We start from the raw sequence: 26,946 nt of genomic DNA, 5'->3' as shown, positions 1-26,946 counted from the left end.
GCTACGAGCGCAAAGCCGAGCACTTCCTCGCCTTCACCAGCATCGCCTGCACCCTCATCTGCTACCGCAGGCTCACCAAATGAGATGGCTTCTAACGCACCGGCCGGAGGGGCTACGGCCCCTCCGGCCGATCCTTGCGGTCCGGCCAGTTGACGAGGGCGACACCACGTCGGCGACAGAGTGAGCGCGGGACTCGTACCGGTTACGGTCGGTCCTCCCTGCTCTCCTGACGCTCGTGACCCGCGCAACAGGAGTCGGACGTGTGTCGATGCTGCGACGGCACGCCGGCGGTGCCGGCGCGCACCGCGCACTGCGCCCAGTGCGCGCTGTCCACCATGTGGTCGCTGTCGGATGCGGCGTTGGCCAGGCTGGCGCAGCACACGGCCAGCAGGATGCCACCCGCCACGAAGGGCAGGTTCCGGCGTGCGGGAGGCGGGGCCAGCAGGGCCCGCACCCGCTGGGGTACCGCACCGCCGGTTACGGCCATGGCGATGGGACGTGGCGCCCCGCCCGAGGCCAGAGCCGCACGGCCGACGGCGTGGGCGACGATCTTGCGGTCGCCGACACTCTCGGCGGCCTCTTCGTCGGCCCAGCGTTCCAGGACGAAGCCGCCGGCGACTGCCAACGGCCGCAGCAACGGGTTCAAGGCCGCCGAGAGCCGCCACACGCTCTGGAAAAGGTGGTGCCGGCCGCGCAGATGCGCCCGCTCGTGCGCGAGCAGGGCCTCACGTTCGCCGTCACCGAGACAGCGCAGCATTCCCCGCGAGACCACGATGCGTCCCGGCGTGCCGGGCAGCGCGAAGGCCAGTGGGGCGTCGTCGTCCACCACCACCAGGTCCGTGTCTCCTGGAAGGTGGGCGCATTCCCGCCGTGCCCGCACGAGGTGACGGACCTGACGTACGGCGGCCACGACCAGCGAGACGACACCGACGACCAGCATCAGGGCGCTCACGGCCGCGACGATGCGGTACACCGGGTCCTCGGCGCGCAGCGCGGCAACGGACCACTGGCCCTCAGCCGCGACCTGCGGAACCTGAGCCACGCCGGTGAAGGCCAGCAGGGCGAGTGCCCCCGCCCAGCCGATGGCCGTCACGAGCGCGGCACAGGCCAGCGCCCGGGCGGCGGGACGCGGGGGCAGCCGGCGCGCAAGCCGCGGTCCAAGCGCGGCCAGCACGACCGTGACGACGAACGGGACGTAGACGCTGACCAGCATCCGACTCACCGCTTCCCGCGGGAGCGCTCACCCTCAGTGGGTGTTTCGTCGTGGCCGGACAGCAGTTGGTGCAGCAGGTGCTCGTCATGCGCCGACAGTTCCGACACGAACCGGGCCAGCACGGCCTCGCGGTCGGAGCCGCCCTCGAGCAGGGAGTGCATGCGCTGGGCAGTGTGGGACGCCTCATCGCGGGCGGGCTCGTAGGCGTATCCGCGACCCTCACGGTGTCGCACGAGCATGCCCTTCTCATGAAGCCGAGTCAGGATCGTCAGCACGGTCGTGTAGGCCAGGTCGCCCGGCAACTGCTCCCGGACCTGACGTGCTGTCAGAGGTCCGTCGGCGGCCCAGAGCGCGGCGAGCACATCGCTCTCCAGCTCACCGCGCGCCCGCCTGCCGGCTGCCCCTCGGGTGCCCCCGTGCCTTAGGTCCTCCACCGTCCGCCTTCCTCCGGTCGATTCTGTACAGGCTACCCGTCGGCCAACTACTACTTGTAGGAGGTATGCTCCGGCTTCAAAGATCGGACTACTACATCTCGTAGAGTTCTCTCGCTCCCTTCATGCTGCGGAGGAAAGCCCATGCCCCACGCCGGAAGCACGGCGCCTGGAGTCGCCCTCGCGGGCGCGATTCCGCAGCAGCGGGCCGCAACGCGTCACGCAGGCAGGATCGCCGTCGTCTCCGCTAGCGTCGGAGCCGGTCACGACGGTGCGGCCGCCGAACTCGCCCGACGCCTCACTGCGGACGGCTTCACGGTCGACCGGTTGGACCTGCTGGAACTGCTGCCGGCCCAACTGGGCCGCGCCGTCCAGGAGGGCTACCACCGGATGCTCGTCCGCGCGCCATGGGTCTATCAGCGGATCTATTCCAGCACCGAGCGGGCCGGAGGTGGCGGGCCGATCGCGCGTGCACTGCTCCGCACGGCCGAGGACCGGGTGCTGCGGGCCCTTCCCCAGGGCACGGGAGCGGTGGTCTCGACCTACCCGGGAGCCAGCCGGGTCCTGGGCAACCTGCGCCTGAAGAAGCGCCTGCACATTCCGGTCCTGACGTACCTGACCGACTTCTCGGTACACCCCCTGTGGGTGGCGGACGGTGTCGACGTCCACCTGGCCGCCCATGCCATACCCGCTGCCCAGGCGCGGACGGCAGGGGCACGGGACGTGCGGGTGTGCGGCCCGGTCGCCGACCCACGGTTCGGCCCCTGCGGCACAGAGCAGCGGGCCCGGGCGCGGGCGGCGTTCGGGCTGCCGCAGCAGGCCCCGCTCGCCCTTCTGGTCGCCGGGTCATGGGGCGTCGGACCGGTCCGCAAGGTCGCGCTCGAGCTGCGCGACTGCGGCGCCGCCGTCCCGGTCGTCGTGTGCGGCCGGAACGAGACTCTGGCCGAGCAACTGCGCGCGGACGGCATCGAGCACGCCTACGGCTGGGTCGACGACATGCCCAGCCTGATGCACGCCGCGGACGTCCTCGTACAGAACGCCGGTGGACTCACGTCACTGGAGGCGTTCGCCTCGGGCCTGCCCGTCGCCAGCTACCGCTGCATACCGGGGCATGGGCTGACCAATGCGGCCGCCCTGGACGAAGCAGGTGCGGCCGCATGGATTCGTGACCCGGCCGACCTCAAAGCGGTTCTGTGCGACCTGATCGACGGTCCGCTCGGCGAGCAGCAGCGCGCGACCGGCCTCGCCTTGTTCGCCCAGACCCCGAACAGCGGCCCCGCGGCCGAGATCGCACGCGTGCATCGAACGGGCCTCTCCAACGGGGATCAAAAGCCCCCGCTGCCGCGGCGGAGGCGACCGCGTCGACTGGCCGCCACCGCCGCGGTGGCCACCGCTGTGTGGGCATGCTCCGTCGGCACGGGGATGGCAACGACGTACGACGGTCCGGGCCTCATGCACGCCATCGGCAACGGCCTTGTGGACCGCCTCGCGGGTCACCACGCCCACCGGCAGGGGGAACAGCACTCGTGAACATCCCCCGGACGCTGCGCTCGGCCGCGGTCGCGGCCCTGCCCACTCTCGCCGCCGCACATGCCGCCCCCGTGATCTCCACCTTCGGGCCACTGCGCAACCGCCTGATGCCCCGCTTGTCGGGCCGGGGCCGCCCCGACCACGTCGCCCTCACCTTCGACGACGGACCCGACCCCCGCTCCACCCCGTACTTCCTGCGACTGCTCTCCGACCGCGGGGTTCACGCCACCTTCTTCGTCCTCGGCAGCGAGGCACGGCGCTCTCCCGCCCTGGTCCGGGAGATTGCAGCCGCCGGCCACGAGATCGGCATCCACGGCTGGCTGCACCGCCCCCTGCTCCTGCGTGGACCGCGTGCCACCCACGACGACCTCGCTCGGGCCCGCGACCTCGTCGCCGACCTGACCGGCCGGCCGCCCACGCTCTTCCGCCCCCCGTACGGAGTCATGTCCACCGCCGCCCACCTCGCGACCCGCCGCCTCGGACTCACCCCGGTCCTGTGGACCGCCTGGGGAGAGGACTGGACCGCACGGGCCACCCCGGCTTCCGTCCACCGCACCGTCACCGACGACCTGGACGGCGGCGGCACGATCCTCCTCCACGACTCCGACTGCACCTCCGCCCCCGGCGCCTGGCACTCGGCCCTCGGCGCACTGCCCATGATCCTCGACACGTGCGGGGACCGGGGTTACTCGACCGGTCCGCTACGCGACCACGGATGGCCGCAGCCGGAAGCATGCCGACGGGAACGTCCCTCACCCCCCTCGTCGTCTACGGTTCAGTAGGCGGTCTACTTGGCTGTAGTCATCCACGCCTGTCCGCTCCTGGGTGCCCACTTCTCCTCAGAAAGGGCTTGGCCCCTGTGACCCCACCGCTGCACTTCACGACCCAGCTCGCCGTGAACGTGCTCGACGCCCAGTCACTGCTGGCCACCTTCGGCGTGCTGGGCGTCGGCGTGGTCCTGTTCGCCGAAACGGGACTGCTGGTCGGGTTCTTCCTGCCTGGCGATTCCCTGCTGTTCACCGCGGGCCTACTGTGCACGGGAGCGGCGGACCGACCCGTGAAACTGTCCCTTGCGCCGCTACTGGTCACGGCGGCCGTGGGCGCGCTGGCCGGGGCGCAGTGCGGGTTCCTCATCGGACGCAAGGCGGGCGGGGCCCTGATTTCCCGCAGCCGGTCGCCGCGGCTGCACCACGGCGTGAAACGGGCCGAGGAACTGCTGGAGCGGTACGGGCACGCCAAGGCCATCGTCCTGGCCCGGTTCATCCCGGTGGTACGCACGGTCCTCAACCCGATCGCGGGCGCGCTGGAGGTCCCCACGCGGACCTTCACGCAGTGGCAGGTGGCCGGCGGCCTGGTCTGGACGATGGGAATCATCCTGGCCGGGTATGCGTTGGGCTCATCCATTCCCAACGTCGACCACTACCTGCTGCCGATGGTCGCGCTGATCGTCGTCGTGTCGCTGACGCCTCTTCTCGTGGAGTTTCTGCGCGGCCGCCGGGCCGCCAAGTCTGAGGAAGAGCAGCGGTGATCGTCCCCTGTGCGCGGTCGGCCACCGAGGGCCCCGGCGTGTAGACGGCGGCGCCCGAAAAGAAAGCGACAACCACGATCACGGCGGCCGCCACGGGGATCCCTGCCGGGCTCGGGACGCCGGCGCCGATACCCGTGCTGCAACCGCGGTCCAAGGCTCGGTCACGACGGCTCACCGGCACGCGGCTTGGCGGGCTCCCCCGGACCTGCATGAGCCGCCGCGACCACTCCCGCCCCGCAGGGGCCGCCGGCCTGGGCAGGTGGATCCTGTTCGGTACTCTGGCCGCCCTCGTCGCCGGGCATACTGGCTCGCTCGGGCCCGACGGCCGGTTCCTTCCTGGTCGGTCGGGCACCGCCCCATTCGGCCCCAGCAGTGACCTGCGGGGTGACGACCACCGGGACCGCTGTCACACGACACACGACGGCGAGGACCGTGCGGCCGTGCCCGCCCGGCTTGTGTCGGAGCTGTCGGCGGAGGAAGAGCAGCTGCTGGAGCAGTTGTTGCACAGCGACTTGCCAGGCCAAAGGCGAAGCTGTCCGACTCTGTCCGCGGGAACCGCGCAGCAAGCTGAAATCCGCGACGGCGCGACGGGATCAGAGCCACCGGGGGTGGGGCCCGTGATCGGACGACTCACAACCGACCAAGTGGTCGGGTGGCGGGCCGGCACTGGCCGCGAACCCAGAGACGTGACTGCCGACTACAGTCACCGGCCTCTCGTCCGGCCGGCTCGCTCCGACGTCGGTGTGCTCGGGCATCAGTGCGGGCGCGCCTTGGGATCATGTCCGTCGTGAGCGGATACTACCTTCCCTGGCTGGGCGTTCCGCTGGAGCACGGCCCCTGGGCCGCCGCGGCCGCGGTGTTTGCTGTCACACCCGGTGGACTGTGGCTGCTCGCGCTACTTCTGGAGCGCCGCCTGATGGGATTTCGGACCGGATTCGTGGCAGTGCTGATCGGCGACCCACTGCTGGCCGTGGCGGTCGCGCTGGGGATGTGGCGTATAGGTACGGCGCCGCCGGGTGGTCCGGCAGGGCCGTGGTGGGGACTGGCATCAAGCGGGGCCTGGTTGTGCTTCGGTCTCCTCCAGTGGTGGAGAGAGCTGCGGGCAGGGTTCTTCACGCGCAGGCAGGCACTCGCCCCGACGAAGATCTGGCATCAGCTGGCGGTCTGTCCACTGCTGGGGTACTGGCTGTGGACGGCTGGAGTCGGCGGCTTGCTGGCGCCGGGCGCACGCCCGGGCGATGTCACAGCCCGCGTGCTGATCGTGGCGTGCGTCGCAGGCTGGGCGGTGATCAACGGTTACGACCGGCGGCGTCCCAAGCTGGGGCATCCCCCGTACGACTGGCGGCGGCTTCGGCCACTCCCCCAGCCGTGGCCCACCGCATCCCGCACGCTTCGGGCCTACCGGAGCACGAGCGGCGCAGAGGAGCGCATCATCCACCGCTGAGGGCCGGGTGACGTGCCGCCTTTGGACTCGATCGTTGTCGGCAAGTCTGCCCGGGGCGGTCATCGCGCCGCCCCCACCGGTGTGGCTACCGAGCGGCCTGCGTTGCGACCGCGGGTTCGGCCGTCAGCAACGGTCGCAGCGCGCCTCCGCTCAGGGCCGCGACCAGAGGCGTGGCCCAGCGGCGCAGGGCCAGGCTTGTGAGGTACGCGATGGGCAGTGCGAGAAGCACGGAGCCGAGGACGTCGTGGGGGTAGTGGGCGCCGACGTAGACCCGGGTGAAACCCTCGACCACGGCGAACACCGCCGCGATCGCGCTCAAGCGGCGGTCCAGCAGGAACAGCGCGGCCACCGTCGCAGCGGCCACGGTGCTGTGCCCGCTCGGGAAGGCATAGTCCGACGGCGCCGGGCAGGCATCGACGAAGTAGGCATGCGGCATAGACCGGCAGGGGCGCACCTCACCGATGATCTTCTTGACCACCTCGGCACAGGCGAAGGCGGTCACGACGGCGACCGGCGCAGCCAGCGCAACGGTCATCGCCTGCGTGCCGCGGCGGCGCGCGGACCACCAGCCCATGACCATGAGCACCGCGAAGACGCCCAGGCCGAGGTTGGTCCACACCTCCAGCGGGGTGTTGAGCCACTTCGTGTCGCGGGCGAAATCGGTGACGGAGGTGAACAACGAGCCATCGATGCCGGACCCGTCGAAGGCCAACTGCGCGGTGGCGGCCGCGGTCATAACGAGACGTCCTTCCGTTTGAGCACGCCGTGTGAGCACGGGATGGGTACGAGGCGACGCGGTTCGAGTCCGCGATGCCGACCTGCTCCCGCCTCCGCGATGACATGCTGCTGATATCGCGGAGACGGGAGGGTAACTGCCTGGTCAATCTACTACACGTTGTAGAAGCTCGATGATCGAAGGCCCCGGCCCGCATGCTCCTCAAGCTCGGACTAGCCGCCGATGCTGCCCGTGCGAAGCCGTCCCGTCAGTACGCGGGGTAGGCGGGGGCAAGTGACGCTGTTCTGCGACCATGGACGAAACGGATCAGGGACACCACGAACACGGTGGGCCGGTGCGAATGATCAAGATTCACCGGTGATCTCGTGAGCCGGGTACAGGCCCCGCGCGGCCAGCGTCATGCCCGCCCAGCGATGATCTGCCGAGAAGCTCCGGCGGACGCGTCCGGCCTGCCGGGCGGGGACCGTCACCGTGACACGGCCGACTCTCAGGCCGGCGGGGTTCACGCCGAGTCGTCTCAAGAAATCTCTCAGCCCGGCAGGCGTGGTGGTGAACTGCACGTACTACGAGTCCTTCTCCCACGCGTTTGACTCGAAGAAGGCGACGTCGCTCGCTCCTGCTGGAATCAGCACCTGGTAGACGGCGCGCTGGACTGCGGACGGCATGCCATCGAAGTGTCCGGATCGGTCTTCGCGCAGTTGATGAGTGACGGCCACGTTGTGGCTTTGATCGGCGAAGAGGGACGGTACGCCCGCCGCCGGCTCCACAGGATCCGACTCGACCGGACGGCGGTGGGCCCGGTGGGCCCGGACCCACTGGACCGCGCTCGGCAGGACACCTGCCACGACAACCGCGGCAACGGCAGGAGCGAGGTAAGCCGCTCCGTGCCGCCCGGTTTCCCCGAGGGTGTACCCCGCCAGCACAAGCGACTGCGACCAGGCGAGTCCGGCCACGGCCTGCCACAGGGTGAAGGAGGCCGCCGGCATGCCCAGCAGTCCGGCAGCTGGGTGAACCAGGGTGCGTATCACCGGCACGAACCGCCCCAGCACGACTGCCCGCCGGGGTCCGTACCGCGCGAGCAGCGCCTCAGCCCGCTGCATACGGTCCCACCTACGCCCCTCCGGCTGGCGCAGGCGCATCGACCGCACACCACGTCGGCCAAGCCAGAACCCGGTCTGCGCTCCCGCCAGGGAGCCCACTCCCGCGCACAGCAGCACCAACGGCAACGACAACCGGCCCGCGCCCGGCACGCTGAGCGAACACGCGAGCCCGGCCGGAAGGAGCAGTGTGTCCCCGGGCAGGAAGACGCCGAGGGCAGGCAACCCCGTCTCGGCGAAGACAACGACCAGGACGGCCCAGGCGCCGAACCTCGCCAGCATCGCATGCGGATCAAGTGCCCCTGCGACGGTCATGGGACCTGGCGCCATCGACGGTCCTCCCCTCTGCGCAGCTCCACTACCAGGCTCATTTCTACATCATGTAGTAGCTCCTCCCACCAGGGCCGCCCCAAATCAAGCCGGGGACCCGATCCGCCCACGGACGCAGGGCCGCTCTGCACGCGATGCCGCCCCGGCGCGGCCGTTATAGCCCAGTCGGGCGCAGCCGACGGAACAGGCATCGCGATGACGTACGGGATGCCGTCCGCGGCAGGCATGCCCAGACACTCAGCAACAGGCGCCCGGTCAGCCGATGGTGAAGTGCGCGAAGCTGCCCAGGCCCGCCATCGAGCAGTAAAGAGCGAACGGGATGAGGGTGCCGTTCTCGAAGTAGCGGACCAGGTAGCGCGTGGCGAGAGAGTGAGGCTTCGGGCGACACACTCGGCGGCTCCAGCCCATCCGGGGACTTCCTGGGTTGGGCCAGCGGTCTCATCTCGGTGACTATCGCGCTGACGGCGTTCACCGGCTCAGATGTCGAGAGCGTCGCCCGCGCTGCGGCATACCGACGGGCCGGGCAGCCGACGGGCCCGCCGTGACGCCGCTCAAGCACCTCCGCCTGCCCGCCGGGCAGATCAGCCGGCCGCCCCCCTGCGGAAGCCGCCCGACGCCGGTGGGCTGGTCGTGGGTGCGGGTGAGGTGGCGCCACCGGTGGTGCCACCGAGCAGCCCGCCGCCACCCGCACCGCTGGTGGTGCCGCCGGTGGTAGTGCCGGTGGTGTCGGTCGGACTCGGGCTGACGCACTGCTTCTTGTGCCTGTAGCACGGTCCGCTGCTGGAACTCGGTGTGGTCGACGTGGTGGGGGTGGCTGAGGGGCTGCTCGCGGTGCGCGAGGGGGTGGCCGACGGGGTGCCGAATTCGTTGGCGCCCTGGCCCAACGAGGGTGCGGGCGGGAACTTTCGTACGGGCTGTCCCTGGAGGGCGGCGGTCATGTAGTTGGTCCACACCTCGGTGGGCATGTCGGCGCCGAAGACCTTGGAGAACCCGCCGACGCCCTTCATCGACTGCAGGCCGGAGTTCTTCGGATTCTCCTTGAACATGGCCACCGATGTGACCAGTTGCGGGGTGTAGCCGATGAACCAGGCGGACTTGTAGTCGTCGGTGGTGCCGGTCTTGCCGGCCACCGGTCGGCCCAGGGCCTGCGCGTTGGTGCCCGTTCCGTTCCTGACGACGTCCTGGAGGACGTCGGTGACGGTGTCGGCGGTCGAGGAGGGCATGGCCGTGGTGCCCTTGGGTTTGTCGAAGCCGGGCAACTGCTGGCCGTCGGCGATGACCTTGGTCACCGAGTACGGCTCGTGCTGGACGCCGGCGTCGTCGAAGGTGGCGTACGCGTCGGCCATGCGGATCGCCGAGGGGGTGGAGGTGCCGATGTAGAAGCCCGGGGTGTCGTACTGCAGGCTCTTGCGCAGCAGGCCCGCCTTGAGGGCTTCGTTCTCCACGTTGTCGTAGCCGACGTACTCGCCGAGCTGGACGTAGGGCGTGTTGACCGACTGCTCCATGGCCTTGCGCAGGGTGATGTAGCCCCACTTGGTGGGGACGTCGTTGCGCTGGTGCAGGAGCCCGGTGGGGTCACCGGAGTCGGGCAGCTGCTCGCCCTGCTGGTTCCTGATGGTGATGCCGTCGTCGCCGTTGAACTTGGACTCCGGCGTGATCGGCGAGGCCGGCTGGCCCGGTGAGAGCACGGCGCCGTGGTCGAGGGCGGCGGCCAGGTCGATGGGCTTGAAGGTGGAGCCGACCGGTACGCCGGTGGCGTCGGCGTTGTCGGTCCAGTGGCCCTTGTCCCAGCCCGGCCCGCCGTACAGGGCCACGACCGCGCCGGTCGACGGATCGATCGACGCGGCGCCGACCTGAACGTCCTTGTCGGCCGAGCGGCCCGCGGGGGCGAGGTGCTTCTTCTCCATGGCCGCGACGGACGCGGACAGCGCGTTCACCTTCTTCTTGTCGAAGGTGGTGTAGATCTGGTAGCCGCCGCGGCCGAGCTGCTGCTCGGAGATGGACGAGTGGGCCTCGACGTACTTCTTCGCGGTGTCCACCAGATAGCCGGTCTGTCCGGACATCCCCGCCGACGGCGTGTACGGCTTGGGCGTGGGGAACCCGGCGGCCAGGTACTGCTGTTCCTGGGCGTCGGTGATCTCGTGGATCTTGGCCATGCGCTGCAGGACGTACGTCCAGCGGGCCTCGGCCTGCGCTTTGGCCTTCGGGTCGGTGTCGGCGTACATCAGCAGGCTCGGCTCGTTGACCGCGGCGGCGATGAAGGCGCCCTGGCTGACGGTCAGCTGGGAGGCGTGCACGTGGTAGTAGGCGCGGGCCGCTGCTTCGATGCCGTAGGCGTCCCGGCCGTAGTAACAGCTGTTGAGATACCCCTGCAGGATCTGCTGCTTTGACATCTGGCCACCGATCTTCAGCGAGATCATGATCTCCCTGAGCTTGCGGGTGACCGACTGGCTCTGGCTGAGGTAGGTGTTCTTCACGAACTGCTGGGTGATGGTGGACCCGGACTGCACCTCACCCCCTGTGGCCATGTGGTAGACGGCCCGGAGCATGCCCTGCGTGTCGACGCCGGGGTCGGTGTAGAAGGTGGCGTTCTCCGCGGCGAGGAAGTCCCACTGCACCAGCTTCGGGACCTGGGCGAGGTCGACGTTCTGCCGGTTGGTCGACCCCTGTGTGGCCATCACCGAGCCGTCGGACCAGTAGTAAGTGTTGCTCTGCAGCTGAGTGCTCGGGTTCGCGCTCGGAATGGTCGTCGTGGCGTAGGCGTACCCGAACAAGCCCGCCAGGCCGCTGAAGAACAGCAGGAAGGTGCCGGACACCAGCTTCCACGAGGGCAGCCACCGCCGAAGGCCACGCTTGCCGGTCCGCGGGTAGTCGATGAGACGGCGCCGGCCGGAGCGCCCGGCCTGCGCACGTCGTGTGTCCGCCGCGCGGCGGCCGCGGCCGCCCGCGCCCCGGGCAGCCCTGCGCGCCGCAGCCCGGCCGCCGTCGCCTACGCCGCCCGGGCTGGACGGCTCGGTCCTCCCAGAGGGCTTACGCCGCTGTCCGCTCATGTTTCGCCACTCCTCGGCCAGGTGCTGGCCCGCACGCGACTGCAATGCCGCCACTGCCGCCCCGCCGTCGTGCGCGACGAGAGACCTGACATGCAGCAGGCTGACACTCCTGGATGTTTCCTACGAGTTGTAAGATTAGCCAACGCCCGGTGTCCGACGGCGACCACCCATGGGCAAAGCCTCACGCCGCGTAGGACCCGGTGCGCCTGCCTGCGGGAAACGGGAGGTCGAAATGGCTCACGAGAGTGGCGGCGAACACGCCGACCGCCGGGCGAGCGGGGCTCTGGAAGCCGAGATCATGGCGGTGCTGTGGAGCGTCGGGGAGCCGATGACCGCGGGTGCCGTCCAATCCGCCCTGGCACCAGGGCTCGCCTACAAGACCGTGCTCACTGTCCTGGGCCGGCTGCACGCCAAGGGGATGCTCGAACGCGAGCGTGCTGGCCGGGCGCACGCCTATCGCCCGCGCCAGGAAACGGCCCAGGCGTCCGCCGAGCAGATGAAGACCGCACTGGACCGTGGCCACGACCGCGCAGCCGTGCTGCAACACTTCGTCCAGACCCTCGATCCCGCGGACGAGGCCGCGCTGCGATCCCTTCTCGCCTCGGGCGAGTGACGCCGCCCGGAGGGAACTTCCTGCCCACCCTCGGGCTCAGGGATCCGCAGGCCCGGCGTCGGTCACACCTTTGGCCGTCCACTGGGCACAGGGGAGGCGCCCTGGACCGGTGTGCGCAGCGCGCCCTTCAGGACAGGTGCAGAACGTGTAGGCAACGGGCCAGGTCGTAGGTGACCTCCGCAGAGGCCAAGCTGGTCAAGGCGGTGACCACAGCTGCGGGCAGGGCCGCGGCCCAGTGGCTTGTCGGACGTTCGACTCTCAGAGCACCGACGCGCGCGGTGACCTTGTGCGCCAGATAGGCCAAGGCCGCCTGCGGCCCACAAGGGGCGGCGGCGACCGCGAGCGCGGCACGGGCAAGGGAACGGGCAGTCAGCGGGCGGCTACCGGTCATATGGGCTGCTTCCTCATCCGCCCAGCGTTCGATGTGGAAGGCAATGTGGTCACGCACCGGCCGCAGCAGTGGGTTGCAGGCGGCAGTAGCCTCGGCGACCGCTGCATAGAGGTGATGTCGGTGGAGCAGATGAGCGCGTTCGTGGGCCAGCAGCACCGCGTGTTCGCCGCGGGGCAAGGCGCGCAGCATCGCGGTCGTCACCACGATCCGCTCCGGTCGGCCCGGCAGCGCGTAGGCGTCCGGCCGAGCCGCCTCCACCACGACCAAGTCACCCGCCGCGGGTAGCTTCCTCAGCGGGGCAAGCGCGCGCAGCGCAGCCCATCGGCGGCGTACGACCGTGAAAGTCCGCAGCAGCCCACCCGCGAGCAGCCCGGCGGCCAGCACCCCCAGGACTACGGGAACGGGGTCGTCGATGGCCAGGGCGACCGCATTGCTGTGTGCCCGGTCCTGGAAAGCGTCAGTGCGTCCCAGCCCGCCCACCGCAAGGGCGGTCAGGCCCCACGCCATGGCGGCCGTCGCGATGACACTCAGCCCGGTCAGCGTCCGCACCACGGCAGCCGGGGCCAAATGGCCCGCCAGGCGCGTACCCAGGACAGCGAGCGCGGCAGAGGCCAAGAGGAGGAGATAGACACTGATGCGCACGGCGACTCCGGTCAGCTCTCAGTTCTGGGCGTCGGGCAACGCGCGCGGCACCACCTCGTCTGCGGAGGCGATGGCCTCGGCGGGGCATGCCAGAACGGCGTCGCCTCGCGCCATAGCCCTGAGCACTATGGTGCAAGCGATTCCCTGGACAGCGGGCGTATGGGCCTGTGCGGTGACCGCCTTCACACCCGCCCACAGCGGGACCATCAACGCTCCGACCACGTGCCGAGCACCCGCAGGTCGTGCCGCGCGTGGTCGTGCGACGGTATGTGCCAACTCTCTGCCACGTCCGCTCCTTGCATCCTCGCTTCAGTAGAGCACGGTTCCCCGCCTGTCCGACCCTCGGCGGGTAAGATGTGCGTGAGTTCTGCTATCTGAAGCAGCTAGGCATGTCGACCGGTGATTCGACTGGAGCCGGCAGTGCCTCGCACGCGCCTGTCGCGCTCGGCGCCACTCCTTCGTCATCTCGCCCGGTGCGGATTACTGCGCTCCAACTCGGGCGTTCCACAGATCGGCCCTGGTCGGTGGTGTACCACGCACGCCGACCTCTCGCACGGCCTGCTCCTCTGGTCAAGGCCCGTCGACGGCCGCGGGCCTGGCGGTCGGACTGAACATCGTGGGGGTGCCCACGGCGGCCCGTAGCACCGGTGCGGCAGCACACGATGTAGGACATCCCTAGGCTGGTCTCACATAATGTAGGAAGTCATCGGGTCCCACCCGCGCCGGCCCGCGACTGCGGCGTCGGCAGGAGGGCGCGAGCGACGGCGGCACGAAGAGGAGCAAGAGGTGTTCAGCGTGAACGGTGCCGTCGTAACAGTGGTCGTCATCACCTACAACGACGCGGAGCACGTCACGGAGGCAGTGACCTCGGCTCTTGCGCAGGGCGATGCGGTGGGAGAGGTCGTTGTCGTCGACGACGCTTCCACCGACGGCACGTCCCGTGTCCTGGAACAGCTCGCGGCCGACAATCCGCGCGTCCGTATCATCCGCCGTGAGACCAACAGCGGCGGTTGTGGCACGCCGCGCAACGACGGTATCGACGCGGCCCGCTGTCCGTGGCTGGTCTTCCTCGACAGCGACGACGTGCTGCCGCCGAATGGGGTGGACGCGCTGCTCGCCGTCGCCCTGCAGTACGACGCCGATGTGGCGGCGGGGCTGTGCGTGCGGCGCGAGCTGCCCAGTGGACGTGACATCGCCTGGCAGGAGGAGCTGTTCGCCACAGAGTCGGTGCACGACGGAGTGGCCGGGCGCCCGCAGACGCTGTGGGACACGTTGTCGGTGAACAAGATCTACCGTCGTGACTTCCTGCTCTCGCGGCGGATCCGGTTCCCCGACGGCGCGGCGCACTACGAGGACTTCGTCTTCACCGCGCGGGTCTACGCGGCTCGTCCGCGCCTCGCCGTCAGCCCTGAGAGGGTCTACGTCTGGCATGTCCGCTACGGAACGGGCGAAGCCTCTATCTCGCTGCGCCGGGACCGGATCCAGAACTGGCAGGACAGGGTCTCCGCCCATCAGCAGGTGCTGGAGATCATGCGGGAGAGCGGCGACCAGGATCTACTGATTGCCGCGCAGACCAAGTTTCTCGAGTTCGACCTCGCCGTATATCTGGGCGAACTGCCGCAGCGTACGCCGGAGTACCAGGATGCCTGGTGGCAGATCTCCCGCGGACACATCCGCGCCTTCGAGGCGGAGGCCGTACGCCGCGCCACACCCGCCGCCCGCTGGCGCACCGCGGTGCTCCTCGGACGCGAGCGGCAGGCCGCGAAGCTCCAGCGGCTCGCCGAGCTGGCCGCCAACCCTCCGCGGCTGGCGCCACCGTACGCCGGTGACGCGCGGCGACCACTGTGGGACGAGACAGGATCCACCTCTGATGGAGCGGACGAGATCGTGCTCGACGGCCTCTGCGATGCCCCGGTCGTGCAACTGCCGTTCTATGTCGCCGCGGACGTGAGGGCAGGACGTCGGCTCCTGCTCGATCTACGGCTGCCCGACCTCTATGGCAGGATCGCGGCCGCCGGCCCCGAGCGGGCGGCCGTGGAGCTGCGTCACCGGGTGACGGGCCTGACACACCGGTACGAGGCGGTGTGGGAGGCCGAGCAGGGCGAACAGGGCTGGCGTGCCGTCGTCGCCGTCGACGCCGAGGTGCTTTGCGCACACCGCACCATCACCACCTGGGACGCCTGGGTGACCCTGACCTTCGGGGACGGTGAGCCGGTTACGAGGCCACTGCGTGCCGGATCCGGCCTCGGCCGGACGGTGCGGGTCGGCCGCCGGGGGCGGGTGCTCCTGCTCCAGCCCTACGCCGCCAACAGTGGGTGTCTAGCGGTGCGCGTCGCCGATGGCCTCGTCGGGATGCGCACCGTGCTCGCGGGACGGCTCGCCCGCCGCGTGCGGCGCTAACCAGTATCGAGGTCAACTCCCGGCGGTCGTAGGGCCATTCGAGTCTACCGGCGCCCCGACCCGCTTCCCCAGGAAGACCCTGCGCACCACGCGCTCGGCCGCCCGCCCGTCGTCGTACGGGCAGAAGCGCTCCCGGAAAGCGGCCAGCCGTCCGGCCGCTCCCGGCCCCGTGTGCTCGCCGCTGCGGAACACCTTGACGAGCTGTTCCTGCGTGGTGGCGACCGCTCCGGGACCCTCGGCCAGGAGGTCGAAGTAGACCCCTCGTGAGCGCTGGTACGGCTCCCAGTCGGGAGCGTAGATCAGAATGGGTCTGCCCAGGGCGGCGTAGTCGAACATCACCGAGGAGTAGTCGGTGATCAGGACATCGGCGGCTATACACAGGTCTTCAATCGAGGGATGGGACGAGACGTCCACGATGGTCTTCGACTGGGGCATCCGGTGAGTGTCGAAGTAGTGCGAGCGCACCAGCAGGACATGGTCGTGACCGAGTTGATCGGCAAACCGCTGCACGTCCAGCGGAAGCGCCGGCTCCTCCTCGTGGTCGCGGTGGGTGGGCGCGTAGAGGACGGCGGTCTGCCCGGGGGCGATGCCAAGTTTCCCCCGGATACGGTTCACTCGGTCCGGTGAGGCATTGACCAGCCGATCGACGCGCGGGTAGCCCGTCTCGAGCACCTCGTAACCTCCGGGGTAGACCCTGGTGAACACCTCGGTGGTATGCGGGTTCGGCGAGACCAGGAAGTCCCACCGGCCGCACTGTTCGGCCAACCGGTCGAAGTTCATACCCCGTGCGGCAGCGGGGTGGTCCCGCAGATCGGTCCCCATCTTCTTCAGGGGCGTGCCGTGCTGGGTCTGCACCAACACGGCACCACGCCGCTTGGGCAGCTCATACGGAAAGTTGACGTTGTTGACCAGGTACTTTGCCCGTGCCATCGTTCGCAGCCAGCGGGGCGATCCCTCCACCACATACTCGACGCCCGGTGGGACGGAATCCGCCCCGTCCTTCGCGACCACCCACACCCCACGGATGCCGGGCGCGAGCTCGCGGGCCTTCTCGAAGATGGCCGCGGGATTGCAGGCGTAACCGCGGTTCCAGTAGGCGGCGTAGACGGCGAGGGTGCCGTCGGCGGGAAGCAGCAGGCAGGCGCGGTAGTAGGCCCGCCGCAGCGCCGTTGCAACAAGCCGGGGCGTCCGCCGCGCGGCACGGCGCAACCGGCCGAGGCTGGCCCGCAACGCGAGACGAAGCCGGTTCACCGGGACCAGCACCGCATAGGCGGGGTAGGCGCCTCGCTCTACCAGCCGGTACTGCAGACCACGCAGCCCGGATGGGTACGGGTAGTCACGGGGCCGGAACCGCCGAAAGTGTTCCGCCGTCCGTCGGAAGAAATCGCGTCGCAGGTCCTCCGGCACCAGTCCGAGGGTGGCGAGCACGGTCGTCGCGTGGCGCACGGTGCGGTCGAAGACCGCCTTGCGGAACGGCTCGGCGGTCACGGCCGCTCGGTCGATGAAGGCGAAGATCTGTTCGTACTGACCGAAGAGATCGAAGTGCTTTGGGCTGGAGGTGTTGGTGATCGCGCCCTCGCGCCCTCGCCGGTAGTGGTAGCAGACCCGGTCGAGCATGCTGAGCCGGAGGGCGGCCAGCAACACGGGGTACGTGACGGAGATGTCCTCGTAGTACCCGGGTCCGAAGTCCACCTCCAGGCCGAGAAGGAACTCCCGTCGCAGCACCCTGCTCCATGCGGTCATGATGAGGTCCAGGGTGCTGGGCCGCTCCGCGAGCGTGAACGTCTCGGGGGCGTCCCTGAAGAGATGCGAGCGCGCGTTGCGCTCCACGCTCCCGTCCGGGTTGACCAGAGCGTGGTCGACGAGAAGCACGTCGGGGCTGGTCTGCCGCAGCCGCTCGGCGACCGCGGCCAGCGCACCGCGGGTCAGCCGGTCATCGCTGTCGACGAACCACACGTAGTCGCCCGTGGCCCGGGTCAGGCCCTCTCGGCGCGCCCGGCCTAGCCCGACGTTCTCCGGCAGGTGCACCACGCGCAGTCGAGGGTCCCGGGCCGCGTACTCGTCGAGAAGGGCACCGCTGCCGTCCGGGGAACAGTCGTCGACCGCCACGACCTCGATGGCCCCGGAAGGCTCCGGCGACCCGAGGATGGAGTCCAGGCACTCCGCCAGATACTCCTGCACCCGGTATACGGGCAGGACCACACTGATGAACACCGCCTTCTCGGACGGCTGTGCGGCTGGGCCGTCATTTGATGCCACATGTCCTCCAGGCAGGTGTCAGTGTGTCCGTGTGCCACGCCCGGACCGGGTCATGACCTACACGCGGGCCCCTTCCCGCGCAGATCCCGGGGGTGCCGCGGCATGCGTACAGGAGGTGGATCGAGGTACCGGACGCGACGGTCCGGTGCGGTTCAGCGGCTCGCGTCGCGATGCCGGTCACGGGCATTGTCTGCGGCGTGGGCACCGTTCCACTGACGGCTCTTCGCCACGTCCGTGAAGTCATCTCGCACCTTTCCGGGTCAAGAACAGGCGGCTGTTGGCAGATGCGCACCAGCTCAGGCGCACACCTGTACGCGGCACGTGGCGGCGTCTCGTGCACACATTAGTCCTACATGATGTAGGAGTTACAGTGGGGCGGCGAGCCGGCGAAGGTGACAGCCGACTGGGAGATCCCGGATCGCAGGGTCACCGTGCCCAGAACCCCAGCCAAGACACCACCTGAAAGGATGAAAGAGTGCAGAACTGGCCGGGCAGTTTACGGACCGGCCTCTGGCGGACTTTCCGGCGGCGAGGTGCGTGGGGGGCACGCCCGAGGCTTCCCCGATGGCCGGAGATGCCGCACGGGCACCGGTTTGCGTGGTCCGCACGAGGCAGTGACAGACTCAGCGGCGCTTCGCCGTTTACATGGCGTAAGAACAAACCCCAACAGCTGGTTCATCACCTACCGGGCGATGTGGCGGCGGGTGTGCAAGATCGTCACGGCGGTCCTCGCCGCGAAGTGAAGCAACACCCCGGAGAGTGACCTTGACGGCCAACCACAGTGAGTGGGTCCTGCGTCTCGCGGACCCGATGCGGAGAACTCCCTCGCGAAAACCGATGGTCGTCGACCGGCCATCCACACCACGCCCAGCGGTGTGGATGGCCGGGGCCGGTATCGCGCTGTTCGCTCTGGTCGGCGCGAGCGCGCCCAACCACAACACGCTCAGGGCGCCGATCACCTGGCTCCGGTTGCCCGCCATGCCCGACACGGCCTCGCAGACGGTCACGATCGCGGCGATCGTGCTGTCGTGCTGGGGCGCGCTGAGCATGCTCAGGGCCCATGAGCAGGGCTGGAGACCCGATGCCCGTCTCCTGGTGCGGCTCGGTGCGCTGGCCGCGCTGGCCGTCGCCAACCTCACCCCGGTCGGCTCCTCGGACATGGCCAGCTATGCCTCGTACGGCCGTATCGCGGCGCTCGGCGGTGACCCGTACGTGACGACACCCGCCCAACTGGGCGGCGCGTACGCCCACCTGGTGAGCCAGGCGTGGCGGAACACACCTTCCGTATACGGGCCGGTGGCGACCTGGTGGCAGGCCACAGCGGCGTTCGTCGGCCAGGAGCGGCCATGGCTGACGATATGGGCACTGATGCTCGCGAACGCCGCCGTCTTCGCGGGCACCGGCTACCTGCTGCTGCGTACCGCCGACGACCCGGTTCGGGCGGCCCTGCTGTGGAGCGTGAACCCGCTGCTGATCGGCGTGCTGGTCGGGGGCGGGCACCTGGACACCCTCGTCGCGGGCCTGGCCGTCTGCGCGGTCCACCTCGCTCGCAAAGCCACCCGATGGCACCACGACCTGATCGTGGGAGCGCTGGTCGGCCTCTCCTGCGGCGTCAAGATCAGTGCCTGCCTCCTCGGCGCCGGGTTGGCCTGGCCGCTGCTGCGCTCGGGCACCTGGCGACCGGCCCTCCGGCAGGCATGCGGGGGCGCGCTGACTCTGGCCGCCGTCTACGGAGCGTACGGCGCGCACGCCCTGGCCCCGCTCTCCGCTGCCTCCCGACTGGTCTCCGCACCCTCGTTGTGGGCGGTGTTCGATCAGTTCGGTGCCGCGGTCCTGGGCCCTCGCACGGCTACGGCAATTGTCGGTGTGCTGTGGCCAGTAGTGATGATCGCGCTGGCGTGGCTGCTCCACCGCCGTACCGCCCCGCACGCCCCCACCGTCGGCGCCCTGCCGTTCGCGCTGGCCTTCGCCTGGGTCCTCGCGGCACCATGGTCGATGCCCTGGTACACCGCTCTGGCCTGGGCTATGGCGGCCCTGTTCGGCCAGGGCCGCCCGACTCGGTACCTCGCCGTGACCACCGCCGTTCTGGCCCTGTCCCACAACAGCGGCGGGCACGGCTGGACGTGGTGAGAGGCCATGCCGCGCCGGTCGCCGAGGGCCCGGCCACAGGGAAGAGGGCGGGCAAAGGGACCCCCACGGCGGTCCGCTCCGACTCGCCGAGCCTGTCGAGCGCGGCGCCGAGACGGTGTACGTGACCCCGACCCAGGCGACATGCCCGGCCCGTCAGGCTCACTCACCGACCGGCACACGGTTCTCTCGGCACACCCTGAAAAGCAGAGGCAGACCCGGTCACGGGAGGAGACCGAGCCTGCCCTGAACGTCGGCGCCTGGGTATCTCCCCCCGGAAGATCGGCGCCATAACCCCGTCGGGGTCACTTCCAACAGCGCGCCATGCGTGAGGAATATCACGGGTGGACGGAGATGGCCACGAGGTCGACACCTTTATGAAGGTGCGCACTTGTCGCCGTCACGGCTTGGCTACGAGTCGCGCAAACGCTGCACCGGTGGCCGTAATGCCGACCCGAACAACCTCCTCCATTCCACCTGGATAAGTGCATGAGCCAGGCTGACGCCGGCCGGCTGGGCTTACGCCTGGATGTCAAGTCTCGGGCACGTGAGAGGTAGAGGGGCCCGTGGCGGTGAGCCAGGCTACGCTCATCGCAACCTATACGGCCTGGTGAGAGGAGGAGCACCCTGGTGAGCCGCCCCCTCCTCTGTTTGACTTGGACGAGCCGTTGAACCCTGTGGTGTGAAGCGGGAGTGTCGCTCCGAGGGCTACACAACCTATCCAATGAAGCCAAAGAGCTGGCTCGTCCACTTTGGAGCGCGACCGTGAACCCGAAGAGGCTCCATCGGACCCTACTCATCATGTGTGCCGTTGCCGTAGGGGCTACTCTCGCCATTGCCGCCACTGCATCGATCATGCAGGATCGCAGGCATGGGGAGGGGGCCTTGGGGGAGGTTTTGGTGAGCGGTGACGGCCGCACCATCACCACCCTGGAGAGCCGGGCCCCATGCCAGCAGGACCCGCCCCGCTTGGTGGCGAGTGAATCCCACGATTCCGTCACCTTGGAACTGCAGGAAAGCGATGTCGATCTCCGTCCTCAGTGCAACAGGATCGATGAGAAGATCACCACGAAGCTGCAGTCACCGCTGGGAACACGGCGACTGGTAGATGCCGGTGACGGCTGGACCATTGCCCCCTTCGTCCAGAAGCGACTGGCCAACCCGCGATATCTCCCGCCAGGCTATTCGCCGGCCACTCATCTGCAGTGGAGCGACTTCAGCCAGCATGACCTGCTGCCACCATTCATTCGGACCCAGCGCTCGGGCCCCGCCTGGACCCGTTTCTACCACCGCGCCTCGGCCAAAGCATCTCTGAGCATCACGCAAATCGCAGGAAAACTCACAGTGAGTGCCGCAGGTGCTCCGGAGTCCATCCACGGGTGGACCGGTGGACTCACCCCGGACTCCAATAACACTGTGACATGGACGAACGGGACCTACACATTCATCGTGAACACCACGGATCAGGACCTCCGCGAAGCCGAACTCCTGAGGATCGCCAAACAACTCACCCCGAAGGCGTAGGTCCTGATGGGAAGTCCTGTTGTGGTAGCAGCTGCAACCGTTTCGGCGAGGAGGCGTGCGGCGGTGTGAACCGCTAGGGGCCGCACTCCAGGCGGTAGCCGTGTCCTCGCAGCGTCGTGATGTGAGGCAGCCGGCAAGGGCGGGCGGACTCCTCGGCGGCCTGGGTGAGACGTCGGCGCAGGCCGGCCATGGTGACGTCCAGGGTCTTGGTGGGGCCGAACCAGTTCTCGTCCCACACCTGTGCCATCAGGGACTCTCGTGAGACGGCGGTGCCGGGGCTCCGGGCGAGAAGGGTGAGCAGGTCGAACTCCTTCGGCCGCAAGGGGACGTCCGTGCCGTGGAGTGTGCAGCGGCGGGACGTGGTGTCGATGACTAGGTCGCCGAGCCGTAGTGGTTGCTGTGGTGCTGACGTGATCGTCTGGCGGCGCAGGTGGGCGCGGAGGCGTGCCAGCAGGACGGTGAGGCTGAAGGGTTTGACGAGGTAGTCGTCGGCGCCTGCGTCGAGGCCGGCGATGACGTCGATGTCGTCGGTGCGGGCGGTGAGGATCACGATCAGCAGGTCGGGGAAGCGGGCGCGCAGGGTGCGGGCGAGGTCCAGTCCGTCGAGGTCGGGCAGGCCGAGGTCCAGGAGTACGGCGTCGTAGGCGGTGCGGGTGGCCTCGGCCAGGGCCGAGGCGCCGGTGCGGTTCCAGGTGGGGGCATAGCCGTTGACGCGCAGGCCGGTTTCCAGGTGGCGTCCGATGGTGTCGTCATCCTCCACGACGAGGACGCGGAGGCGGCTGCGGTCCGGTGCGGCGGGCGTGCCCATGGCCACAGCGTAGGGCGGAGGCGGGGTGACCGGCACGGCCGTTGGCGTGTCCGGACTGCTCACAGGTCGCGGAGCTCCTCCACGGCGGGACGTCGGGCGCCGCGGATGCCGTTCAGGGCTGCGGCCAGCACGGCGAGCAGGGCGGCGGTCGCCGTGAGCGCGAGGTAGGCGCCGGGGACCGACAGACTGGTGGGCGGTGGGTCGAAGACCCCCGTCAACACCTTGACCAGCATTTCGGACAGCGCCCAGCCGATCGCCGCTCCCCCGGCCAGGCCGACCGCGGCCAGCAGGAGGGCCTCGGTGAGGACCATGCCGCGCAGTTGATGGGTCCGTGCGCCGAGGACGGTGGCGATGGCGAAGGTGCGGCGGCGCTCGGCGAGCCCGAGGGCGAGGACGAGTCCTCCGGCACCGGCGGCCAGCAGGACGGCGAAGGCGAGTTCAATGCGGGTGAGTCCGGCCAGGTCGACAGAGGTGAGGCTGGTGCCGACGGTGCCGCGGGTCTGGGTGAGGTCGGTGACCGTGGCGCCCGTGCCCAGCTTGGCCCGAAGCTGTGCGGCGATCTGCTTCTGGTGGATGCCGCCGGTGTCGAGGAGGAAGGCGCCCACCGCGTCACTGCCGGTCGCCTTGGCGATGTAGGAGGCGTTGGCCACGAAGAAGCTGTCCTTGGGGGCGGTGGGGAACTCCTTGACGATGCCGGCGTAGTGGAAGGGGACCGTGCGCAGGGCCTTGGTGCGGGCGTCCTGGATGCGCAGGTTGACGGTGTCGCCGGGGGCAAGCTGGAAGTCGTTGACGGTCTCGACGCTGACCAGCAAATTGTCCGGGCGCTGGGCCAGCTTGCGCATGAGTTGCTGGGCGGTGCCGCCGGCGAAGTAGGCGTCCTGGAGCGAGGTGGCCTGGGCGATGGTGCCGGGGCGGACGCCGTAGAGGTCCTGGAGGTCGGAGCCGACGTAGGCGAAGCGGTGCTGGAGGGGTTCGACATGCCGTACGCCGGAGACCTGCAGGGCGGATCCGGCGCCGGGTGGGACACGGGCACCGGGTGGTTCGGTGACGGTGACGTCGGCGCCGTTGGTCAGGCGGGCGTCGACCTCGGCCTGCTGCTGGTAGGTGGAGTTGAAGACGGCGGTCGACACCGCGAAGGACACCGCGAGGGCGAGCAGCACCACCGAGCGGGTCAGCGGGCGGCGGCGCCGGGAAAGGGTCGCAGCGGTGGTGCCGGCGAGGCTCGCGGTCAGTGGCCGGGCCAGCCGGGCCAGGGCGGGGCGGCCATGGGTGAGGGCGAGTAGGGTGAGCCGCCAGAGCAGCAGGGCGGCGCCGATCCACAGGAGAGCGGGTCCGAGGAAGGCCCAGTAGGACACGGAGATGCTGGGCACGCCCTCGGGGGCGAGGACGAGGGCGTACTGGTTGCCGGAGGAGGCGCGGAAGACCAGCCAGGAGCCGATCAGCAGGGCGAAGTCCAGGCCGTAGCGCATCCACCACGGGCTGCGCGTGCTGCGCGCGCCGGATTCCTTGCGAGTCTCGGCGACGGTTACCGCGCGCAGGTCGCGCAGGGCGGGGACAAGGACGGCTCCGGCGGCGACTACGGCGCCGAGGACGAAGGCGGTGCCGTACCAGGCGGCCCAGGTACCCGCGCTCGCGCCGAAGGACGCACTGCCGAAGGCGAGGCGGCCGGTCAGGGCGGCGACGCCCAGTCCGGCCAGGCCGCCGGCGACACCGATCAGGGCCGCTTCCAGCCCGGCGAGTGCGGTGATCTGGCGGGGGCGCAGGCCGCGCAGCCGTAGCAGGCCCTGTTCCTGGCGGCGCCGCTCGCCTCCGGCGGAGGCGACCGCGGCGGTCAGGACGGCGGCCAGGACGGCGCCGGGGACGCCGAGGAAGAGGAAGAGGATCTGGGCGTACAGGGCATCCTGGCGGGTGGAGTCGAGGGCGGCGCCGAGGTTGTTGCCGATGAGGGCGGCACCCGAGGAGCGGGCCTCCAGGTTGCGGGCCGCACCGGTGACCGCGGTGAAGGCGGCGGCCGGGTCGGAGGGCAGGCGCGTGGTGTCGCGGGCGGCGTGGATCTGGGTGGTGGCGCCGGTGGAGCCGTGCGTGAGCGCGGCGAATCGGGCAGCGGGCAGCAGGACGACGTTGTCCGGGGGCGCGGTCGGCTGGGACTGGCTGGGTGCGCCGACGGTCTGGAAGAGGGAGTCGGCCTGGGGCAGGTCGACCACGCCATCCACCCTCACCTGGCGCACTCCCACACCGGGCAGCTGGACGCCGATGGTGTCGCCGGGGGCGGCGTGCAGGTTGGAGGCGGTCTGCTGGGCCAGCAGGACACCGGTGGAGGAGCCGGAGAGGGTGCGGATCGCGTCGGGGAAGAGAGCACGGTAGCCGTCGGGTAGGCCGAGGGCCATACCGGGGCCGGTGGTCTGGGTGCTGCCCTGCACGTGGGCGCTGAAGCCGCTCGTGCGGGCGTAGCCGACCGGCAGGGCGGCCCGGGTGCCAGGTGCCTTGCGGACCAGGGACAGCACGCTGTTCGGGTCGGCGCCCGGCTGTACCTGGACCTGCCAGTCGACGGAGACCGAGCGCACGGCGCGCTGGGTCATGGTCGCCTTCGATGCGGTGAGGAAGGAGCCGAGCGCGGCGACGAGGCCGACCGCGAGTGCGATGCCGGCCAGGGCGGCCAGCAGGCGTCCGGTGCGATGGCGGGCGAGACCCCGCGTCCAGGCTGTGATCATGACACCTCTTCCGGTGCGAGCAGCCTGCCGTCGCGCATGGTGCGCCGGACGGTGAGGCGCGCGGCGATCGCTGGGTCATGGGTGGTGACGACGAGGGCAGCGCCCGTGTGGTCGGCGGCCGTCAGCAGAGCATCCAGGACACGGCCGCCGGTGGCGTGGTCCAGTCGGCCGGTGGGCTCGTCGGCGAGAATCAGGCGCGGCGCCTGGGCCAGGACCCGCGCAGCGGCCACCCGCTGGGCCTGACCGCCGGAGATCTCCTCGGGCAGCCGGTCCGCCAGGTCGGCCGCGTCCACCAGCCCGAGCGCAGCGAGGGCGGCCTGCCAGGCATCCTCCTCCGACCGGCCGGCGAGGACCAACGGGAGAGCGGTGTTCTCGACCACGCTCAGGGCGGGGATCAGGCTGTCGCCCTGGAAGACCAGGCCGATGTCGTACGGCCCCAGGGAGGCAGCCCGACTCACCGTGCCGCTCGTGGGCTGCTCCAGCCCGGCCAACAGGTGCAGCAGCGAGCTCTTGCCCGACCCGGAGGGGCCGACGACTGCGAGCCGGTCACCGGCTCCGATCTCCAGTTCGGCGCCGTGCACGGCCACGACCGCCTGCGGGCCACGGCCGAAGGTGAGGGCCGCGTTCCGGCAGGCGACCAGGGTCTCATCCGGTGCCATCCCGGGCCTCCTGCCGCTCTGGTGCCATCACAGCACTGCCTGTCACTCCGTCCACCAGGCCGACGACCCGGTCGGCGACGCGGACAACCTCGGCGCTGTGCGTGACGATCACCACCGCGCAGCCCTGAGCGGCCCGCTCGCGCAGCAGCGCGAGGACGACCTGCTCCGTATCACCGTCCAGTTCGCCGGTCGGTTCGTCGGCCAACAGGACGTCGGGGGAATTGGCCAGCGCCACGGCCAGTCCGGCGCGTGCCAGTTCGCCACCGGACAGTTGCCGGGGCAGGGCGTGCGCCCGCCCGGCGACGCCCAGTTGGCCGAGCAGTTGCTGTGCGCTGAGCGCGGGCCTGCCAGGGCGGGCCCGCTGGGCCAGGCGGATGTTGTCGCGGACACTCACATGGGGCAGCAGGTTGCGGGTCTGCAGCAGCACCCCGATGTGCCGGGCCCGCACCCGGGCCCGCTCGGTCTCCGGACGGTGGCTGATCCGTACGCCGCTCACGCGCACCTCGCCGCCGGACGGTTCGTCGAGCCCCGCCAGGCACGCCAGCAGCGTCGACTTCCCCGAGCCGGACGGCCCGACCACCGCGAGCGTCTCGCCGCGCCGCACCTCCAGGGACACCCCGCGCAGTGCGAGCGTCTCCTCCTCGCCGGCCCGGTAGAAGCGGTAGAGCTCGCGGGCGGTGAGGACCGCATCGTCCGCCATGGCGCTCACCGCCAGGCGAAGGAGTCGCTGATAATGCGCCAGGGGTCGACGTTGTCGGCGTTGACCGGCCCGGACAGTGTCAGTTCCACCTCGTGACCGGAGCGGTAGAAGGCGTAACGCTCGAAGGCGTCCCGCACGACCTTGCCGGTGACCGGGTCCTTCGCCGAGTCGCCCTGGTAGGTGAGCAGGACGACGCGGCCGGCGTGCCGGGGCACCTCGGACGCCTTGGGTACCGCGAACTTCGGGACCTGCGCGCGGAGTTGCGGAACGTCGGTGTTGGTGACCGAGCCGACCGTGGGGGCAGTGGAGGCGGAGAACGCGTTGATCCGTACGGTGTTGAGCTTGTCCGTGAACATGGTGGTGTGGCCGCGCTCGGTGCGGGCCCAGCCCTCGGGGACCTTCACGGTGAAGCCGGGTCCGTTGAAGGGCACGTACGCCTGGTTGTCGGGGATGTCGCCGGGCGGGTTCGACTCGGTGGGGGCCGCGTTGTTCTGTGCGCTGCCTGCCGACGGAGAGGACGTCGAACTCGGGGGCGGAGAGCTCTTGGCAGAGGTCGAGCCAGAGCCGGAGCAGCCGGCGGTCACCGCCGCGACGAGCGCCAGCCCCACGGCCGCGGGTGTCCGTACGTGTGCTGCCATGGCCACTGCCCTCCGAGAAGTCCCTGGAACCGGACGGTCATGGCACTCACGCTAGGAAGCGGCCGGTTAACATCACGCTCGCCGACGGTTAGACGACGGCAAAAGCGCGGCCGGT

At 70.0% G+C, this 26,946-nt stretch carries 22 protein-coding genes; 8 read left to right on the top strand and 14 right to left on the bottom strand.

Annotated elements, in window-relative coordinates; translation table 11 throughout:
- Window positions 1–202: 202 nt before the first annotated feature.
- Window positions 203–1,213, bottom strand: a complete 1,011-nt coding sequence (locus AB0950_RS37915; RefSeq protein ID WP_360162139.1) for a M56 family metallopeptidase — start codon at window positions 1,211–1,213, stop codon at window positions 203–205.
- A gap of 5 nt (window positions 1,214–1,218) precedes the next feature.
- Window positions 1,219–1,647, bottom strand: coding sequence for a BlaI/MecI/CopY family transcriptional regulator (locus AB0950_RS37910; RefSeq protein WP_366780513.1), 429 nt, complete (start codon window positions 1,645–1,647; stop codon window positions 1,219–1,221).
- Between the two features lie 141 nt (window positions 1,648–1,788).
- Between AB0950_RS37910 and AB0950_RS37905 the strand changes: the two genes are divergently transcribed.
- The 4 genes from AB0950_RS37905 to AB0950_RS37890 all read left to right on the top strand — a co-directional run bounded on the left by AB0950_RS37905 (window position 1,789) and on the right by AB0950_RS37890 (window position 6,146).
- A complete protein-coding gene (locus AB0950_RS37905; protein WP_366780512.1) occupies window positions 1,789–3,174 on the top strand; it encodes a glycosyltransferase in 1,386 nt (461 codons plus the stop codon).
- Window positions 3,171–3,956, top strand: a complete 786-nt coding sequence (locus AB0950_RS37900) for a polysaccharide deacetylase family protein (protein ID WP_366780511.1) — start codon at window positions 3,171–3,173, stop codon at window positions 3,954–3,956. The genes AB0950_RS37905 and AB0950_RS37900 overlap by 4 nt, the downstream gene beginning before the upstream one ends.
- A 77-nt stretch (window positions 3,957–4,033) precedes the next feature.
- Window positions 4,034–4,702, top strand: a complete 669-nt coding sequence (locus AB0950_RS37895) for a DedA family protein (protein ID WP_360162131.1) — start codon at window positions 4,034–4,036, stop codon at window positions 4,700–4,702.
- A gap of 787 nt (window positions 4,703–5,489) precedes the next feature.
- Window positions 5,490–6,146 carry a hypothetical protein gene (locus tag AB0950_RS37890; protein WP_366780510.1) on the top strand — a complete coding sequence of 219 codons (657 nt, stop codon included), beginning with the start codon at window positions 5,490–5,492 and terminating at the stop codon, window positions 6,144–6,146.
- A gap of 85 nt (window positions 6,147–6,231) precedes the next feature.
- Here AB0950_RS37890 and AB0950_RS37885 read toward each other — a convergent pair whose 3' ends face one another.
- From AB0950_RS37885 to AB0950_RS37865, 5 genes are all read right to left on the bottom strand, one after another.
- On the bottom strand, window positions 6,232–6,882 hold the full coding sequence (locus AB0950_RS37885) for a phosphatase PAP2 family protein (RefSeq protein ID WP_366780509.1): 651 nt from the start codon (window positions 6,880–6,882) through the stop codon (window positions 6,232–6,234).
- A gap of 344 nt (window positions 6,883–7,226) precedes the next feature.
- On the bottom strand, window positions 7,227–7,442 hold the full coding sequence (locus AB0950_RS37880; protein WP_366780507.1) for a hypothetical protein: 216 nt from the start codon (window positions 7,440–7,442) through the stop codon (window positions 7,227–7,229).
- A gap of 3 nt (window positions 7,443–7,445) precedes the next feature.
- Window positions 7,446–8,294, bottom strand: coding sequence for a DedA family protein (locus tag AB0950_RS37875; RefSeq protein WP_366780506.1), 849 nt, complete (start codon window positions 8,292–8,294; stop codon window positions 7,446–7,448).
- A 270-nt stretch (window positions 8,295–8,564) separates the two neighbouring features.
- Entirely contained in the window at window positions 8,565–8,699 is a 135-nt protein-coding gene (locus AB0950_RS37870; protein ID WP_360162121.1) for a hypothetical protein, read from the bottom strand.
- A 191-nt stretch (window positions 8,700–8,890) separates the two neighbouring features.
- Window positions 8,891–11,359, bottom strand: coding sequence for a transglycosylase domain-containing protein (locus AB0950_RS37865; protein WP_366780505.1), 2,469 nt, complete (start codon window positions 11,357–11,359; stop codon window positions 8,891–8,893).
- A gap of 232 nt (window positions 11,360–11,591) precedes the next feature.
- Here AB0950_RS37865 and AB0950_RS37860 point away from each other — a divergent pair, with 232 nt between their 5' ends.
- Complete coding sequence (locus AB0950_RS37860) at window positions 11,592–11,972, top strand: BlaI/MecI/CopY family transcriptional regulator (protein ID WP_360162117.1); 381 nt, start codon at window positions 11,592–11,594, stop codon at window positions 11,970–11,972.
- Between the two features lie 127 nt (window positions 11,973–12,099).
- Here AB0950_RS37860 and AB0950_RS37855 read toward each other — a convergent pair whose 3' ends face one another.
- Window positions 12,100–13,005: a M56 family metallopeptidase gene (locus AB0950_RS37855; RefSeq protein ID WP_360162115.1), complete on the bottom strand. Its 906-nt coding sequence runs from the start codon at window positions 13,003–13,005 to the stop codon at window positions 12,100–12,102.
- 786 nt (window positions 13,006–13,791) lie between these two features.
- On the opposite strand from AB0950_RS37855, the gene AB0950_RS37850 reads away from it, so the two are divergent.
- Complete coding sequence (locus AB0950_RS37850; protein WP_360162113.1) at window positions 13,792–15,405, top strand: glycosyltransferase family 2 protein; 1,614 nt, start codon at window positions 13,792–13,794, stop codon at window positions 15,403–15,405.
- Window positions 15,406–15,417: 12 nt separating this feature from the next.
- Here AB0950_RS37850 and AB0950_RS37845 read toward each other — a convergent pair whose 3' ends face one another.
- On the bottom strand, window positions 15,418–17,664 hold the full coding sequence (locus tag AB0950_RS37845; RefSeq protein ID WP_366780503.1) for a bifunctional glycosyltransferase family 2 protein/CDP-glycerol:glycerophosphate glycerophosphotransferase: 2,247 nt from the start codon (window positions 17,662–17,664) through the stop codon (window positions 15,418–15,420).
- An 879-nt stretch (window positions 17,665–18,543) separates the two neighbouring features.
- Between AB0950_RS37845 and mptB the strand changes: the two genes are divergently transcribed.
- Both mptB and AB0950_RS37835 read left to right on the top strand, forming a co-directional pair.
- Window positions 18,544–19,794 (top strand): polyprenol phosphomannose-dependent alpha 1,6 mannosyltransferase MptB, encoded by a 1,251-nt coding sequence (gene mptB / locus AB0950_RS37840; protein WP_360162109.1) that lies wholly within the window; start codon window positions 18,544–18,546, stop codon window positions 19,792–19,794.
- Window positions 19,795–20,691: 897 nt separating this feature from the next.
- Complete coding sequence (locus tag AB0950_RS37835; RefSeq protein ID WP_366780502.1) at window positions 20,692–21,315, top strand: hypothetical protein; 624 nt, start codon at window positions 20,692–20,694, stop codon at window positions 21,313–21,315.
- A gap of 73 nt (window positions 21,316–21,388) precedes the next feature.
- On the opposite strand, the gene AB0950_RS37830 is transcribed toward AB0950_RS37835, so the two are convergent.
- Genes AB0950_RS37830 through AB0950_RS37810 form a run of 5 tightly spaced genes read right to left on the bottom strand, consistent with a single transcriptional unit; the run spans window position 21,389 to window position 26,831 of the window.
- A complete protein-coding gene (locus AB0950_RS37830) occupies window positions 21,389–22,123 on the bottom strand; it encodes a response regulator transcription factor (protein WP_366780501.1) in 735 nt (244 codons plus the stop codon).
- Window positions 22,124–22,182: 59 nt separating this feature from the next.
- Window positions 22,183–24,834, bottom strand: coding sequence for an FtsX-like permease family protein (locus AB0950_RS37825; protein ID WP_366780500.1), 2,652 nt, complete (start codon window positions 24,832–24,834; stop codon window positions 22,183–22,185).
- The gene (locus AB0950_RS37820; protein WP_360162101.1) at window positions 24,831–25,493 is read right to left on the bottom strand and encodes an ATP-binding cassette domain-containing protein; all 663 of its coding nucleotides are present in this window, start codon (window positions 25,491–25,493) and stop codon (window positions 24,831–24,833) included. The genes AB0950_RS37825 and AB0950_RS37820 overlap by 4 nt, the downstream gene beginning before the upstream one ends.
- Window positions 25,480–26,193, bottom strand: coding sequence for an ABC transporter ATP-binding protein (locus AB0950_RS37815; RefSeq protein WP_360162099.1), 714 nt, complete (start codon window positions 26,191–26,193; stop codon window positions 25,480–25,482). Before AB0950_RS37815 ends, AB0950_RS37820 begins: the two co-directional genes overlap by 14 nt.
- Window positions 26,194–26,198: 5 nt before the next feature.
- On the bottom strand, window positions 26,199–26,831 hold the full coding sequence (locus tag AB0950_RS37810) for a hypothetical protein (protein WP_360162097.1): 633 nt from the start codon (window positions 26,829–26,831) through the stop codon (window positions 26,199–26,201).
- Between the last annotated feature and the right edge of the window lie 115 nt (window positions 26,832–26,946).

This window comes from Streptomyces sp. NPDC007189 (assembly GCF_040703635.1).
In the GTDB taxonomy this organism is placed as follows: Bacteria; Actinomycetota; Actinomycetes; order Streptomycetales; family Streptomycetaceae; genus Streptomyces.
The sequence above is the reverse complement of the archived record's forward strand: the minus strand, read 5'-3'. Positions and strand labels throughout refer to the sequence as shown.